Origin of the sequence: Mesorhizobium sp. NZP2298, assembly GCF_013170825.1 — a bacterium.
Taxonomy (GTDB): Bacteria; Pseudomonadota; Alphaproteobacteria; order Rhizobiales; family Rhizobiaceae; genus Mesorhizobium.
On record NZ_CP033365.1, the window covers coordinates 3,204,388 to 3,217,372 of the forward strand.

The 12,985-nt window shown below is 65.7% G+C and carries 12 protein-coding genes and 1 pseudogene; 6 read left to right on the plus strand and 7 right to left on the minus strand.

The features are described from left to right. Positions 1-3 precede the first annotated feature (3 nt). The 3 genes from EB231_RS15480 to EB231_RS15490 form a co-directional block, all read right to left on the minus strand. Positions 4-1,548: a mannitol dehydrogenase family protein gene (locus tag EB231_RS15480; RefSeq protein WP_172349570.1), complete on the minus strand. Its 1,545-nt coding sequence runs from the start codon at positions 1,546-1,548 to the stop codon at positions 4-6. Next, positions 1,545-2,327 (minus strand): SDR family oxidoreductase, encoded by a 783-nt coding sequence (locus EB231_RS15485; protein WP_172349571.1) that lies wholly within the window; start codon positions 2,325-2,327, stop codon positions 1,545-1,547. Before EB231_RS15485 ends, EB231_RS15480 begins: the two co-directional genes overlap by 4 nt. 78 nt (positions 2,328-2,405) lie before the next feature. Further along, entirely contained in the window at positions 2,406-3,299 is an 894-nt protein-coding gene (locus tag EB231_RS15490; RefSeq protein WP_172349572.1) for a MurR/RpiR family transcriptional regulator, read from the minus strand. 119 nt (positions 3,300-3,418) lie between these two features. Between EB231_RS15490 and EB231_RS15495 the strand changes: the two genes are divergently transcribed. Further along, positions 3,419-4,606, plus strand: coding sequence for a Gfo/Idh/MocA family protein (locus tag EB231_RS15495; protein ID WP_172349573.1), 1,188 nt, complete (start codon positions 3,419-3,421; stop codon positions 4,604-4,606). Positions 4,607-4,633: 27 nt separating this feature from the next. Here EB231_RS15495 and EB231_RS15500 read toward each other — a convergent pair whose 3' ends face one another. Then, positions 4,634-5,104, minus strand: a complete 471-nt coding sequence (locus EB231_RS15500) for an NUDIX domain-containing protein (protein WP_172349574.1) — start codon at positions 5,102-5,104, stop codon at positions 4,634-4,636. Between the two features lie 185 nt (positions 5,105-5,289). On the opposite strand from EB231_RS15500, the gene EB231_RS15505 reads away from it, so the two are divergent. Further along, positions 5,290-5,820 carry a sterol desaturase family protein gene (locus tag EB231_RS15505; protein WP_172349575.1) on the plus strand — a complete coding sequence of 177 codons (531 nt, stop codon included), beginning with the start codon at positions 5,290-5,292 and terminating at the stop codon, positions 5,818-5,820. 19 nt (positions 5,821-5,839) lie between these two features. Here the strand turns inward: EB231_RS15505 and rsgA are convergent, their stop codons facing one another. The 3 genes and pseudogenes from rsgA to EB231_RS15520 form a co-directional block, all read right to left on the minus strand. Next, positions 5,840-6,871 carry a ribosome small subunit-dependent GTPase A gene (gene rsgA / locus EB231_RS15510; protein ID WP_172352927.1) on the minus strand — a complete coding sequence of 344 codons (1,032 nt, stop codon included), beginning with the start codon at positions 6,869-6,871 and terminating at the stop codon, positions 5,840-5,842. 552 nt (positions 6,872-7,423) lie between these two features. Then, positions 7,424-8,671: pseudogene (dinB, locus tag EB231_RS15515) on the minus strand (DNA polymerase IV); the annotation flags it as partial. Between the two features lie 18 nt (positions 8,672-8,689). Continuing rightward, positions 8,690-9,106 (minus strand): winged helix-turn-helix transcriptional regulator, encoded by a 417-nt coding sequence (locus EB231_RS15520; protein ID WP_172349576.1) that lies wholly within the window; start codon positions 9,104-9,106, stop codon positions 8,690-8,692. Positions 9,107-9,212: 106 nt separating this feature from the next. Here EB231_RS15520 and EB231_RS15525 point away from each other — a divergent pair, with 106 nt between their 5' ends. From EB231_RS15525 to EB231_RS15540, 4 genes are all read left to right on the plus strand, one after another. Continuing rightward, positions 9,213-9,800, plus strand: a complete 588-nt coding sequence (locus EB231_RS15525) for a dihydrofolate reductase family protein (RefSeq protein ID WP_172349577.1) — start codon at positions 9,213-9,215, stop codon at positions 9,798-9,800. Between the two features lie 125 nt (positions 9,801-9,925). After that, entirely contained in the window at positions 9,926-10,807 is an 882-nt protein-coding gene (locus tag EB231_RS15530) for an SDR family oxidoreductase (RefSeq protein WP_172349578.1), read from the plus strand. 106 nt (positions 10,808-10,913) lie between these two features. After that, on the plus strand, positions 10,914-11,855 hold the full coding sequence (locus EB231_RS15535; protein ID WP_172349579.1) for an alpha/beta hydrolase: 942 nt from the start codon (positions 10,914-10,916) through the stop codon (positions 11,853-11,855). A gap of 190 nt (positions 11,856-12,045) precedes the next feature. After that, a complete protein-coding gene (locus EB231_RS15540) occupies positions 12,046-12,975 on the plus strand; it encodes a sigma-70 family RNA polymerase sigma factor (protein ID WP_172349580.1) in 930 nt (309 codons plus the stop codon). The last annotated feature ends 10 nt before the right edge of the window (positions 12,976-12,985 follow it).

Consider the following 12,985-nt stretch of genomic DNA (forward strand, 5'->3'; position numbering starts at 1 on the left):
TGCCTATAATGCCGATTGTTTGGATCGCTTCAACCTCGCGACCTCATCTTGTTCAAGACTGCGCCTGACAGCCGCCATCGGATCGTCCGAGAGCAGCTCGCCAAGCGCCGAGGTCACGGCCTCGCGGAACATGGCGCTCGCTGCGAGGCCAGGGTCGAAAATCGTGTCGATCGCGAGAATGGCGGAGGCCAGCGCCGGGACATCGCGCCCGGTCATGTCCGCGATCTCGGCGACCTTGCCGGCATAGGGGTCCGACACCGGCCAGCGTTTGCCGAAGCGGGCCGAGGCCTGGATGAGGTAAGCCATCCAGCCGGCGACCGGCACCGACAGAAGGCCGATGCCCTGGCCCATGGCAAGGCGGTCGCGGATCGGGTTGAGCAGGCGCTGCACGATCTTCTGCGAGCCGTCGGTGGCGATCTGGTGGTTGCGGTGGCGGATCGCCGTGTTCTTCAGCCGGCCAAGGCTTTGCTCGACGTAGGCCAGCGGCTCCATGCCGGGCACCGGCATCAGCGTCGGCAGCGTTTCCTCGACAAGCATGCGGTGCACGAAGACCGACAGCAGCGGGTCGGCGATGGCATCGAATGTGTGTTCAAGTCCGGCCAGCACGCCGAGGGTCGCAAGCGTCGTCTGGGCGCCGTTCAACACCCGCATCTTGAGATGCTCGAACGGCGTCACGTCTTCGACGAAGGTCGCGCCGGCGAGATCCCAGCGCGGCATGCGCCCGGCGAATTTCTTCTCGATCACCCATTGCCGGAACGGTTCGCCGACGGCAACGGCGGCATCGCGGTAGCCGAACCATTGCTCGACGCTGTCGATATCGTCCTGCGTCACCGCCGGTGCGATGCGGTCGACCATGGCCGAAGGGAAGGCGCCATTGGCCGCGATCCAGTCGGCCAGGCCATTGCCGCGCCGTTCGGCAAACGTGCGCACGACATTTTCGAGGATGACGCCGTTGGTCGGGATGTTGTCACAGGACAGCAGCGTCAGCTTCCGGCCATGCGTGGCCCGGCGCAATTCCAGCGCCCGCGTCAGTATGCCGGGCACGCTGCGCGGTGCTTGCGGGTTGGCGAGGTCGTGAACAATGTCAGGGTGGCCGAGATCCAGCGCGCCGCTGGACGGGATGTGGCAATAGCCTTTTTCCGTCACCGTCATCGTCACCAGTTCGATGTCGGGGGAGGCCAGCACATCGAGCGCCGGCGTGGCGCTATCCTGGCTGTCGACCACTTCGACGATGCTGCCGATGACGCGCGCCTCGACATGGCTGTTCTCGCGGATCAGCCTCGTATAGAGCCCGCCCTGCCGGCCGAGCGTGTCGGCAAGGTGAGGCGGGCGGATGTTGATGCCGACAATGCCCCAGCGGCCGAACTGGAGCGAGAGCAGATCATCCGTGTATTCGGCCTGGTGGCAACGGTGAAAGGCACCGACGCCGAGATGCGCCATGCCCGGGGCCAACGCAGCGCGGTCATAGGACGGTGTCTGGACAGCCGACGGAAGCCGGTCAAGCAAGGTCGGCCCAAGCGTTTCCGGCGATTTGGGAGCAGCGTTCACCGGTTCGCCCCGATCACCGACTGCTCCTGATCGATGACGGCGCCGGTCATCGGCCCGGCCGCGTCGGAAAGAAGGAAGACCGCGAGGCTGGCGATATCGCCTGGCTCGAGCAGCCTGCCGAAAGGCTGCGCGGCGCTGGCGGCGTCGAGCCAGCCGGGGCCATGGCCGAGCGTTTCGGACTGCATGATGCGTTCGGCCGGCGTGTCGGTCCAGCCGACATTGATGCCGTTGACGCGGATGCGGTCGAAACGGTGGGCGTTGGCGGCGTTCTTGGTCAGCGTCGCCAGAGCGCCCTTGGTGGCGGAATAGACGGCAAGCTCGGGCGAGCCGCAATGGGCGTTGATCGACAGGATGTTGACGATGGCGCCGCGCTCGCCGCGCTTCTTCATGTCGGCGATGGCCGCCTGCATCAGGAAGAAGGGCGCGCGCGCGTTGACGGCGAACAGCGAGGCCCAATCGTCGAGGCTGGCATCGAGGAAGGAGGCGCGGTCGGTCAGCCCCGCCGCGTTGACGAGACCGTCGATGCGGCCGAAGCGCTCGACGCAGGCCTGCGTCAAAAGGGCAGGAGCTGCCGGGTCTCCGAGGTCGGCGGCCACGAAGACAGTCGGCGTGCCCAGCCGCGAGAGCTCCGCCGCCACCGCATCGCCACGCGTCTTCTCGCGGCCGGTGACCAGCAGCCCGGCCGCGCCGGAGCGCGCCAGCGTCTCGGCGATGGCCCGGCCGATGCCTTGCGTCGACCCGGTGACCAATATCACCTTGCCGTCGAGCCTGATCTCCATTCCTCCTCCCGGAACAAAGTTTCTATTTTTTGAAATATGGAATGATAATTCCCGATAGTCAATTGTGCCAGCACCACCTCATGTGCCGCGCTTTGCCGCGACGCCTTGGACCAGTGCCATGCCGACCGCCAGCGACGCCGCCAGCGAGCGGAAGCCGGCGAAGTCGGATTCCACCACCTCCAGCCAGCTGTCCGACAGCCGTATCAGCGGGCTGAAGGTGCTGTCGGTGATGGTGACGATGCGGGCCTTGCGCTCATGCGCCACCGCGACGAGGTCGGGTGTGATCGAATTGTAAGGGCTGAAGGACACCGCCAGCACGGCATCGCGCGCACCAATGCAGCCGACCTGGTCGAGCGCGGTGGAGCCGACATTGTCGACCAGCACGTTGCGCACGCCCTGCTGGGAGAGCGTCAGCGACAGATAGGTGGTGACCGGGAAGGCGCGCTTGGAGCCGATGACATAGATCAGGTCGGCGGCCGCCAGCACCTCCACCATCTTCTCGAAACTCTCGACGTCGAAGCCCGCCTCGATGCGGCCAAGCGAGGCCTGCGAGGCGCCGACCATGCCATGCAGGAAATGCAGGAGAGCATTGGGTTCGGCCTCGGTCCGCTGCTCGCCGCGCCCGTCCGGCCATGACCCCTTGATGTGCTCCTTGAACAGGCCCTGGAAATCGGAAAAACCGGAATAGCCGAAGATCTGCGCGAAGCGCACCAGTGTCGATGGCTGCACGCCGGCCTGTGCCGCCACCTGGGCGATGGTGCCGAGCGCTACATCGCTCGGATGCTGCCACAGGAAGATCGCCACCTGGCGCAGGCGCTTGGGGAAATGTACCGTGCCGGATGACAGCACGGCGCGCAGTTCCTCATAGGTCTGCGGCTGGATATAGCCCAGTGCCGCCAGCGAGCGCCCGCGCTTACGTGTCGCCGCCTCGTCGCTGAGAGACCGTCCCGATGATTTGCCCGCCCCACTCATGATGTTCAGGCTAGCGCGGCACAATCGTATTACAATATGGAAATTGGAAATTGTGTTCGAAAGTGGTAGCCGAGCTTGAGGCTTGGCGCGTCGCCAATGATCTGCCCGGAGGAGAAAACATGGTCTACGCAACATCGGATGGGTCGGCGGGCAAGCGCCTGAGGGTCGGCATGGTCGGCGGCGGCCGCAATGCCTTTATCGGCGCGGTGCACCGGTTGGCGATGCGCCTCGACGACCAGATCGCGCTGGTGGCAGGCGCGCTGTCGTCCGACCCGGAGAACGCCGCCGCTTCGGCCGCCGAGATCGGCATCGCGCCGGAACGCAGCTATGCCGATTACCATGCCATGGCCAAGGCCGAAGCCGCGCGGCCTGACGGTATCGAGGCGGTGGTCATCGTCACGCCCAACCATCTGCACGCGCCGATCGCCACCGCCTTCCTCGAGGCCGGCATCGACGTCATCTGCGACAAGCCGCTGTCGACGACGCTCAGCGATGCCGAAGCGCTGGTGGCGCTGGCACGAGCAAGACAACGCCGCTTCGTCGTCACGCTCAACAACACCGGCTACGCCATGGTGCGGCAGGCGCGCGAGATGGTGATGGCGGGCGAGCTCGGCCGGATCGTGTCGGTGCATGGCGCCTATATCCAGGACTGGCTGACCAAGCCGATCGACGCCGAGGGCCAGAAGCAGGCGGAGTGGCGCACCGATCCGGCAAGGGCAGGGCAGTCGGCTGTGCTGGCCGATATCGGCGTGCATGCCTTCAACCTGGCGAGCTTCATCTCCGGCCGCGAGGCCGAGGCGGTCTCGGCCGACCTGTTCACCGCCGTGCCCGGGCGCCGGCTCGACGACAACGCGCATGTGCTGGTGCGCTGGACGGAGGGCGCGCGCGGCACGATCCTGGCCAGCCAGACCTCGCCTGGCCACTACAATGATCTCTCCGTGCGCATCTATGGCGACAAAGCCGGGCTCGAATGGTCGGGCGGGCGGCCGGAGGAACTGCGCTTTTCGCCCTATGGCGAGGAAACCCGCACGCTGGTGCGCGGCGGCCATGGATCGACGGCGGAAGCGCGGCGGGTGTCGCGCATGCCGGCGGCGCACCCGGAAGGCTATATCGAGGCCTTCGCCAATTTCTACCGCGACGCCGCCGACATTATCCGTGCGCATCGCTCCGGCGGCGTGGTCGATCCGGCGCGCGCGGCGCAGGTGCCCGATGTTGTCGATGGCGCGCGGGGTGTGAAGTTTGTCGCGGCGGCGGTGGAGTCGAACGCGGCGGGCGGGGCTTGGACGGCCGCAAGGTTTGGAGGATGACAGCGGATCTCTCGACAAGCGGGGAGATCACTCAATTCCCAGTTGCCTCGCCAGATCCTTTAACATCGGGCGTTGCCCCTGGACAATCTTGGCCTCGGCCTCGGGCAGGCCGAACCAGCCGGCCCTGTCGGCCTCCGGAAACTCTTTCATCGACCCGGACCGCGGCGGCCATTCCATCGTAAAGCTGTTGCTCTTGATGGTAGTCACATCGATCTCGGTATGCGCTTCGACCGACCAGGCGATGACGATCTTGCCGCCCGGTTGCTTGTAGTCGCCAAGGCGCGTGAAGGGGCCTTCGACCGTGATGCCGAGCTCTTCCCCGGTCTCGCGCTGCGCCGCCGCCAGTCCGTCCTCGTTCTCCTCGACGAGGCCTTTCGGGATCGACCAGGCGCCGTCGTCCTTCTTTGCCCAGAATGGGCCGCCGGGATGAACCAGAAGCACTTTGAGTTCGCCATTGCTTCGACGATAAATCAGCAGGCCCGCACTGCGTTTTGCCATGATAGCATGTCCGTTTGCCGTGCTGGTGCGAGTCGGCCGATTCCGCAGGGATCATGGGTGCCGAACTTGCACCGGGAAATTGCGACGCTATGTCAGATGCTTCTGCATTGCACCTCACCCGCGAGTTAGGCAATCTGATATCATCGTTTCTGGGGAGGCGTCGAAAATCGGATGGGACGTCCGGAATGCAACTGAGTCTGATCGGCTACTACAGCGACTTCGTGGTCTATCCCTTGGTAATCGCCCTCCTGGGGGTGGCAGGGCTGATCGAGGCCGGCGAAGAGAGCGCGCCGGAATGGATCGGCACGGTGCTGATCTGTCTCGTTCTGTGGACCTTGATCGAATACGTCCTGCACCGCTTCGTCCTGCATCACGTTCCCTACATCAGGGATCTGCACGACCGTCATCATGTCGAGGAGCGCAGTCCGGTCGGCACGCCGACCTGGCTGAGCCTCGGCGTGCATGCGTTGATCGCACTGCCCGTCTGGCTGATCTCGGATTTCGCGACCGCCAGCGCGGTCGGCTGCGGGCTGATGCTGGGTTATCTCTGGTACATCAGTGTTCACCACATGATCCACCACTGGCATCCCGCCCATCCCAGCTATCTCTACACGCTCAAGCGCCGCCACGCGGTGCACCACCATATCGACGACAACGCCAATTTCGGCGTGACGTCGCTGTTGTGGGATCGGGTTTTCGGCACGGCGCGGCTTTAAGGCGGCAGTAGGCAGTGGTTCAGCGCCGCTTGCCGCGGCCGGCGGGGGACTTGGCTCCGCGCGGCCCGCTCTGCACTGGTGTGTTGTGCTGGTTTTCTTCGGACAGTTTGCGCCAGCGGGCCAGGCGCTCGGGATCGAGCGTGCCGGCCTTGATGGCAGCCTGCACCGCGCAGCCCGGTTCGTGCACATGGGTGCAGTCGCGGAACTTGCACAGTGGGGCAAGCTCGGTGATCTCGGCAAACAGCGTGTCGATGCCGTAGCCGACGTCGCTGACCTGCAGCGTGCGCATGCCCGGCGTGTCGATCACCCAGCCGCCGCCGGCAATGGCATGCAGCGACCGCGCCGTGGTGGTGTGACGTCCCTTGGCGTCGTGTTCGCGAATGGCTCCGGTTTGCTGCGGCGATTGCTGCGCCGATCCAGCCAACGTGTTGACCAGCGTCGATTTGCCGACGCCGGAGGAACCGATCAGCGCCACCGTCTGCCCCGCGCCGCACCAGGCGGCGAGGGCGGTCGCGGCATCCGCTATGCGCGGGTTCAGCGTCACCACGGCCAATCCGCGCTGCAGCGCGGCGGCTTGGCGTTGATACGCCTCGGCGTCTTCAGCCGTGTCGGCCTTGGTCAGCAGGATGACGGGTGTCGTTCCGGCCTCGTTGGCCAGCGCCAGATAGCGCTCGAGCCGCGCGATGTTGAAGTCGGCATTGCAGGAGGTGACGATGAACAGCGTGTCGACATTGGCCGCGGCCAGCTGCGGCACCCGGCCGCCCTGGGCGCGGCGCTCCAGCACCGTCTTGCGGGTCAGGCGGCGCTTCACAAGCTGATCATGCGGCTCGACCAGCACCCAGTCGCCAACGGCATAGTCGCCTGTGGTGGCCTGCGGCGGCAATGTCAGGTCGGTTTGCCCTGCCTGGGACAGGCCGCTCAGCCGGTCACGATGGACCATGGCGATGCGGGTCGGGATCAGGCTTGCCTCGCCCGATTCGAGCTGATCGGCGAAGAAATCCGACCAGCCAAGGTTGACAAGCGAGGGTGACGAGGCAGGGGAGGAGGCCATCAAGGCTTCGACCAAGGGTACGGCGTCGCAGACATCGGACAGTATCTCTGGCAAGAAGAGGTGTGGCGCGGACAACGCCTTTCGGGGGCGATCCGCCCACGCTGTTGTATGGGCGGCATGGCCGGATTTGGCAAGCATCTCACGGCGAGAGGGGCTGGCTCGGGTGCACTCTGACCATTCGCGGCCACAAATCATACGTCCGGCGACGTCGATTGTCGCGATGATCACCGGGCGAGCCCTCAAGACGAGAAGCCACTCGCCAGGCCGGAGTCCGCAATTCTTGACAAGCCGCGCTTGCCGGATGTTACTGCCGCCAGCTGCTTGGGGCTGGGGGACTTTGCCGTGAAGAAGACATATCAGAAGCCGGTCTTGGTGAAGCGCGAGCTGCTGTCCGCCGTGACCGCCGCGCCTGCCACTTCCGGGCGTTGATCCGGAAGCCGTGGCGCGAGGGGGCTGACGCCTCCCGCGCTCACAGCTCCTTTTCCGCCAATTCCTGAATTCGTCGGGCACGGAGCGCGCTGCTTCCAGCGCCACCGTGCCGTAGCCGACCGCCTGTTTGCCGAAGCGCTCGCGGATCTTGTCGATGGCGCGGTCGGCGCCGAAGCGGGCCAGGCCTTTTTGGCTGCCGGGGCGGCGCTTTTCGTCGGCGAGGCCAAGCGGCAGGTCGAGTTGCAGCTCGGCGCTCTCCTCCAGATGCGAAACGGAGATCGCCAGCAGCGAGATCGTCTTTTCCCGGGGATGGTCGGCGAGTACGCCACGCACCAGGTCCTGCGCGATTTCGGCCAGCATGGTGGTCGCCGAGATCGGTTGGTCCAGCGTGATCGAGCGTGTGACGGCACTGAGGTCGGCAAAGCGCACGCGCACCGTCACCGTGCGGCCGGGCCGCGCCTTGGCGCGCAGGCGGCTGGCGACGCGGTCGGCCAGGTGCAGCAAGGTCGGCTCGATCACCCGCGCCACGGCGGGTTTCTGGCCAAGCGCCGATTGCGCACCGGCCGAGTGTGCCCGGCGCTTGGTTTCCAGTTTTCTCGGGTCGCGGTTCCACGACAGGGCGGCGAGCTTTTCGCCGGCGGCGGGGCCGAGCAGCCTTGTCAGCGCGCCGCTATGCGTCCTGGCCAACTGGCCGATGGTCTCGACGCCGATCTCGGCCAGCCGCGCTTTGGTCGCCGGGCCGACGCCCCACATCAGGGAGACCGGCAAATCGTGCAGGAAGGCGAGTTCGGTGCCGGGTTCGACCACCACGAGCCCGTCGGGCTTGGCGACTTGCGAGGCGATCTTGGCCAGATGCTTGGTGCGCGCCACGCCTATCGAGATCGGCAGGCCAAGTTCCGTGCGCACGCGGCGGCGGATCGCCGTGGCGATCTCCGCCGGTTGCCCGAACAGATGCGTGCAACCGGCGACGTCGGCGAAGGCCTCGTCGATGGAAATGCGCTCGACCACCGGCGTGAAATCGTCGAGCACTTTTATCGCCGCGTCGCCCAGCCGCTGGTAGTGGCTGAAATTGCCGCCGACGAAGATCAGCTGCGGGCAAAGCTCGCGCGCCTTGCGCCCCGGCATGCCGCCGCGCACGCCGAAGGCGCGCGCTTCATAGGAGGCGGCGAGCACCACACCGCCGCCGACGGCGATCGGCTTGCCGCGCAGCGATGGATCGAGCAGCTGCTCGACCGAGGCATAGAACGCGTCGAGATCGGCATGCAGGATGGTGGCGGTCGTTTCCATCCGGCTGCATATCCGAGGTTGCTGATGGATTTGAACAAATAGAGAACAAAAGGTGATAATTGTCAAGCCAGGCGTGGAGTGCATCCTCCAGGCGCCGTCTCCTCAAACAACATGCTCCGCCCGCAGCGCGGCCTTCATCCGTTCCAGCGCCGGCTCGCCGCCGGCCGCCAGTTCGTCGGCAATCCGGGCCAGGTGATCGTCGGCCTTGCGGTGCTTGCTGCCCCAGGCGCCGAGCGCGGCCAGCACCGGCAAAAGGTCGATGCCGGCCTCGGTCAGCCGGTAAATCGCCTTCAGCCCATGGCTCGGGTCGACGCTGCGGGTGAGGATGCCTTCGTCCTGCAGCGTCTGCAGCCGCTCCGCCAGCGTGCGTGAGGAGATGCCTTCATCGGACTGCAGGAACTCGCGAAAATGCTTTTTTCCGGCGAAGACCAGGTCGCGGATGATGAGCAGCGTCCAGCGGTCGCCGAGGAGTTCCAGCGACAGGCTGATCGGACAGCCGGATCTTTCACGCGTCGACATGTCTATGCTTCCATTTTTAAATCACTTTACTATTGACACCATTTTTGGCTTGCGTCAATGGTTCCAAAAGTAAAGCAATTACCTTTGATCTCGCAGGGAGACGACGATGAAGAAGCTCATCCTTCAGATGCAGATGTCGGTCGACGGTTTCGTCGGCGCCTATGAGGATCATGGCTGGCAGCTCTGGGAGTGGGGCGACGACAGCGCCTGGGACGAGGAGCTGAAGCGGGACTTCAACACCGTCTTCGCCGGCACCGACACAATCCTGCTCAGCCGCAAGATGGCCGAGGAGGGGTATCTGACCCATTGGGGCAATGCGGCGAAGAGGTTTCCGGCCGATCCGTTCTACGCCTTCGCCCAGCGCATCGTGGAGGCCCGGAAGGTGGTGCCGAGCGACAGGCTGAAAACCTCGCGCTGGGAGCGCACGACGGTGGTCAGTGGTGACCTGCCGCGCGAAGTCGAGGCACTGAAGGCGGGCGAGGGCGGCGACATCGCCGTCTTCGGTGGTGCCGGCTTTGCGTCGGCGCTGATCGCGGCCGGGCTGGTCGACGAGTTTCAGCTGTTCATCAACCCGGCTGTCCTGGGCGCGGGACGTCGTATCTTCGAGCAAGGCGGTTTCCAGAACCTGCTTCTGCTCGGCTCGAAGGCTTATGCCTGCGGCATGGTGGTCAACCGTTACGCCCCGGCGGGGTGATTGGGGGCACGGCGAAGGTTTCAGTCAAAAAACTGTTTGGGGAGAATCCTTTGCCCTCGTCTCTTCGTCTTCAGGGTGCGGTCGCCGCTGTGGCGCCCATCTCAATCCCAGACGGAGAGAAGACGATGATCCTGGTGACGGGCGCCACGGGCCTGAACGGCAAAGCGATCGTGCGCGAGTTCGCGCGGCAGAAACATGAGGTGAGGGCGCTGGTTCGCGACCCGAAGCGGGCGTCCATGGCGGGACTCGGCGGCCTTGCCGGCGTCGAACTGGTCGAGGGCGACATGCGGCGGGCGGAAACGCTGGGCGCGGCGCTCGAAGGTGTCGACCGCGTGCTGATGATTTCGACCGCCGCCGAAGACATGACGGAAACGCAGTGCCGTTTCGTCGATGCATGCAGGCAGGCCGGTGTCGCGCATGTGGTGAAGTTCTCCGGTGCCGAATCCAACATCGGCTACGACGCGACGAGGTTCCGCTTCACGCGCATGCATGAGGAGGTCGAACGCTATCTGGAGGGAGCCGGCATGGCCTGGACGCATCTGCGCCCCAGCCAGTTCATGCAGGTCTACCTGCGCGACGCGCCGACCATTGCCGCCGAGGGGGCTTTCTACCTCGCACTTGGCGACACTGAACTGTCGCCCGTCGATGTCGAGGATATCGCCAAGGTGGCCTTCCGGCTGCTGCGCGATGGCGGCCATGAAGGCGAGAGCCTCGACATGACCGGGCCGGAGGCGCTGACCATGGCCGATATCGCGGCGCGTATATCGCAGGCGATCGGCAAGCCGGTCCGCTATGTCGATGTCAGCCCCGCGGAGCGGCGGCGCAACCTTTTTGCCGCCGGCATTCCGCCCGGTTTCGCCGATGCGCTCGACGAGCAACTGGCCGAGCGGCTGCGGCGGCCGAAATCGCGGGTGCATCTGGCGACGCACGACATGTTCGGTGTGCGGGCAACGCCATTCGTCGAATTCGCCCAACGCCACGCGGCCATGTTCCGGGGCGAGGCTTAGCCGAGCCTTGGAAAAAAGCATCGGCGGCCGCGTATCCTTTTCGCCCGCCCGTGCGTCTCTGCTTCTCGAAGGTCGCAGTCGGCGATCCGTAACCCGGGAGACCATCATGGCGAGCACTGAGAGCGAGGCAAACAGGAACCACTATGCGGCGATCGCCGCCAATGCGGGCAAGCTGACCAGTCCGCAGGCGATCATCGACCACAATGACACGCATTGGACGGCGCTGACCGGCGAGCCGGGCGGTGTCGACTATAGCGAGGTGGATGCCGGCGGCGTGCCGGCGCTATGGATCGTGCCGAAGGGCGCCGACGCGCAGCGCGTGCTGTTCTACGCCCATGGCGGCGGCTTCATCGGCGGTTCGATCTACACGCACCGCAAGCTGGTCGGCCATCTGGCCAAGGCGGTCGGCTGCCGGGCACTGGCCTACGATTATCCGCTGGCGCATCAGGCCAAGCATCCGGCCCAACTCGAGGCGGCGATGGCCGCCTGGAACTGGCTCATCGACCAGGGCGTCGACCCCAGGCGTGTCGCGCTTGCCGGCGATTCTTGCGGCGCGGTGCTGACCTATGGCGTGCTGCAGCGGCTGCGTTCGCAAGGCCGGCCGTTGCCAGCCGCCACGCTGATCATCTCCGGCTGGTTCGACATGGCGCTGACCGGCGCCAGCTACGAGACCAACCGGAAGAAGGATCCAGCCTTCGCCAGGGAGGCCGTCGACTGGCTGGTGACCAACTTCATCGGCGACCGCGACCGGCTCGATCCGGAGGTCAGCGCGCTCTACGCCGACTTGAGCGGCTTTCCGCCTGTGTTCCTGCAGGCCGGTGCCGACGAGACGCTGGTCGACGAAAGCCGCATGTTCGCCGAGCGCGCGCGGCAGGCGGGCATCGAGACGCGCCTCGATGTCTTCGACGGCATGCTGCACTCCTTCCAGATGATGGCCGGCCGGGCGCCGGAGGCCGATGACGCGATCGGCCGCTTCGCCGCCTGGGTGCGGCCGAGGCTGGGCCTGCCGGATGCCGTCAACATGGCGGCCGGCGAAAGGGCCGCGTGACCATGCGCCGGCTGAGCCGGGCGAGCTTCGCGCTTGTGGATGTGCCGCGCTTGCGCGATGCTGCGGTGACGTTAGAGCAGTTCACCGTTTCACGGAAACGGCGAACTGCTCTAACTCTTTGTTTTGACGCAATTCCGAACAGAAAACCGCTACACACTTTTCCTGGAATTGCTCTAAGCGACGTGCCGCGATGAACCAGCAGATCCGCACATCCCGTGAAACGAGGCAGGTGATCGAGCCGCGCCTCGATCCCGAAGGCCTGTTCGACCTGCGCTACAGGGCATTCCTGGAGACGGTCTCGCATTTGCGCGTCCGTCTGCACCGCTACTGCGCGCGCATGACCGGCTCGGCTCTCGACGGCGAGGACATCATGCAGGAGGCGCTGTTCGAGGCCTACCGCAAGATCGGGCTGCTCGACGATGCACAGGCATTGCGGCCATGGCTGTTCCGCATCGCCCATAACAGGTGCATCGACTTCATCCGCAACCGTCGCACGCGGCTCAAGGCCGAAGCCTCCTATGCCAGCGATGAGATCGTGCTGCCCATCGAGCCCGCCGGCGCGGGCGCCGGCCGCGCCATCGAGCGGCTGGTGGTGCACCTGCCGCCGAAGGAGCGCGCCTGCGTGTTGCTCAAGGATGTCCTCGACCATTCGCTGGAGGAGATCGCCGACCTGGTCGGCTCGACATCGGGTGGCGTCAAGTCGGCGCTCAATCGCGGCCGCGCCAAGCTCGCCGCCTTGCCGGCGCAACCGGTCGCGGCACCCGCGCACGACCCCGAACTGGCGCGGCTGCTCGGCCGCTATGTCGAGCTCTTCAATGCCAGGGACTGGGACGGTGTGCGGGCACTGACCAGCGCCGATGCCCGGCTGCGGGTTTCGGACTGCTACAATGGCCTGCTCTCCCGCTCGCCCTATTTCGTCGAATACGAGCGCGGCGAGCCCTGGCGCATGCGGCAAGATGCGATCGAAGGGGAGGCCGTGCTGGTCGTCGACAGGCTGCAGGGCGAGGCGTGGCGGCCGGCCTATCTGGTGCGCATCCATGCCGATGGCGGCGTCATCGATCGCATAGCAGACTATTATGCCTGCCCCTGGATCCTGGAGATGGTCTTGGCGGACGGGTGACGGACCGATC

Bases quoted from the DNA above. Each gene is read 5' to 3' on its own strand.
- EB231_RS15500 (WP_172349574.1), bottom strand. From the start codon at position 5,104: ATGGCAAAACGCAGTGCGGGCCTGCTGATTTATCGTCGAAGCAATGGC.
- rsgA (WP_172352927.1), bottom strand. From the start codon at position 6,871: ATGGCCTCCTCCCCTGCCTCGTCACCCTCGCTTGTCAACCTTGGCTGG.
- EB231_RS15490 (WP_172349572.1), bottom strand. From the start codon at position 3,299: ATGAGTGGGGCGGGCAAATCATCGGGACGGTCTCTCAGCGACGAGGCG.
- EB231_RS15505 (WP_172349575.1), top strand. From the start codon at position 5,290: ATGCAACTGAGTCTGATCGGCTACTACAGCGACTTCGTGGTCTATCCC.
- EB231_RS15495 (WP_172349573.1), top strand. From the start codon at position 3,419: ATGGTCTACGCAACATCGGATGGGTCGGCGGGCAAGCGCCTGAGGGTC.
- EB231_RS15525 (WP_172349577.1), top strand. From the start codon at position 9,213: ATGAAGAAGCTCATCCTTCAGATGCAGATGTCGGTCGACGGTTTCGTC.
- EB231_RS15530 (WP_172349578.1), top strand. From the start codon at position 9,926: ATGATCCTGGTGACGGGCGCCACGGGCCTGAACGGCAAAGCGATCGTG.
- EB231_RS15485 (WP_172349571.1), bottom strand. From the start codon at position 2,327: ATGGAGATCAGGCTCGACGGCAAGGTGATATTGGTCACCGGGTCGACG.
- EB231_RS15535 (WP_172349579.1), top strand. From the start codon at position 10,914: ATGGCGAGCACTGAGAGCGAGGCAAACAGGAACCACTATGCGGCGATC.
- EB231_RS15520 (WP_172349576.1), bottom strand. From the start codon at position 9,106: ATGTCGACGCGTGAAAGATCCGGCTGTCCGATCAGCCTGTCGCTGGAA.
- EB231_RS15540 (WP_172349580.1), top strand. From the start codon at position 12,046: ATGAACCAGCAGATCCGCACATCCCGTGAAACGAGGCAGGTGATCGAG.